Annotated in this window: 2 protein-coding genes and 1 pseudogene; 1 reads left to right on the top strand and 2 read right to left on the bottom strand. The window is 72.8% G+C overall.

The features are described from left to right. Both AB0I76_RS30040 and AB0I76_RS30035 read right to left on the bottom strand, forming a co-directional pair. A pseudogene (locus tag AB0I76_RS30040) lies at positions 1–202 on the bottom strand (hypothetical protein); the annotation flags it as partial. Between the two features lie 120 nt (positions 203–322). Next, positions 323–829, bottom strand: coding sequence for a DinB family protein (locus tag AB0I76_RS30035; RefSeq protein WP_357042541.1), 507 nt, complete (start codon positions 827–829; stop codon positions 323–325). 133 nt (positions 830–962) lie between these two features. Here AB0I76_RS30035 and AB0I76_RS30030 point away from each other — a divergent pair. After that, on the top strand, positions 963–1,325 hold a 363-nt coding region (locus tag AB0I76_RS30030; RefSeq protein WP_357042538.1), incomplete at its 3' end, for a DUF72 domain-containing protein.

Below are 1,325 nucleotides of genomic sequence, written 5' to 3'. Positions count from 1 at the left end.
AACGCCGCGCGGTGCGCGGTACGCCGAGCGGGGCGCCGGATCGCGCCCTCCGGTACGCGTCGAGCGCGGCTGCCTCCCCGGCCAGCTCGCCGACCTGCGGAGCGGCGCGGACCGCCGACAGCAACACGACGAGGGATCGCGGGCCGTCCGGGGCGTCGTCGACCGGACCACCGAGCAGTCGCTCGACGGTTTCCTGGTCCATCCGGTGTGCGTTCATCTCGTGTCGATCAGCGCCGCCGGACGGGCGGACGTCACATGAGGTGTGGTGTGACGCGGGTCAACCGGGCGCCGGGGAGCCTGCCGGGCCGGCGAGGCAGGGGGCTCAACCCATGGTCTTCGCCCCGTCGATCGTCTCCCGGATGATGTCGGCGTGGCCGGCGTGCTGCGCGGTCTCGGCGATCAGGTGCAGCACCACCCGGCGGACCGTCCAGCTGGCCCCGGGTTCGAACCAGGGCGCGTCGGGCAGCCGGTGGGCCGTGTCCAGGTCGAGGGTGCCGAGCAGCTCGTCGGTCTCCGCCGCTACCCGGTCGAACTCCCCGAGCAGGCCGGCGAGGGTCTCGCCCTCGACCATCCGGAACTGCCCCAGCCAGTCGACCGGCTCGGCGTTCATCGCCTCGGCGCCACCGTCGGCGAAGCGCATCCAGCGCTGCTCCACGGTCGTCACGTGCTTGATCAGACCACCGAGGCACAGCTCGCTGGCCGTGCTGCGGGTCGCGGCCTGCCCGTCGGTGAGCCCGTCGGTCGTCTGCCGGAGGAACCCGCGGTGCCGGCGGAGCGTCTGCACGAGATCGGCACGCTCACCGGTGGCCAGCTGCTCGGACATGGTCATGGAAGGCACCTCTCGCGTGACGTCACCGACCGGCTCAGGATAGGTCCGCCCACCGACAGGACCGGCTCCCACGTGTCACCCGAGGTGTCCCCACCGGTTGCCGAATGTCCGGTTCGGCAGTCCACTGAATGACATGGGTGTGATTAAGGTGGGCACGTCCTCCTGGGCCGACGCGATGCTGCTGCGCTCCGGGTGGTACCCGCGCTCGGCGGCCACGCCGGCCGGCCGGCTCGACTGGTACGCGCGACACTTCCCGCTGGTCGAGGTGGACACCTCGTACTACGCAGTGCCGGTGCCGGAGACCACGCACGGCTGGGTCGAGGCCACGCCGGAGGGCTTCACCTTCGACGTCAAGGCGTTCCGCCTCTTCACCGGCCACCCGACCCCGGTCGCGGCCCTGCCGCGGGACCTGCGTCCGGCCGGCGGTCCGGAGCGGATCCGGCGGCGGGACCTGCCGGCCGCCGCGTACGACGAGCTGTGGGCCCGGTTCCGCGCG

Source organism: Micromonospora sp. NPDC049799, from assembly GCF_040656655.1.
Lineage (GTDB): Bacteria > Actinomycetota > Actinomycetes > Mycobacteriales > Micromonosporaceae > Micromonospora.
This window is presented reverse-complemented; position numbering and strand designations above follow the sequence as displayed.

What these genes read in the sequence shown, in the direction of transcription:
- AB0I76_RS30035 (WP_357042541.1), bottom strand. Translation starts at nt 829, where the DNA reads ATGACCATGTCCGAGCAGCTGGCCACCGGTGAGCGTGCCGATCTCGTG.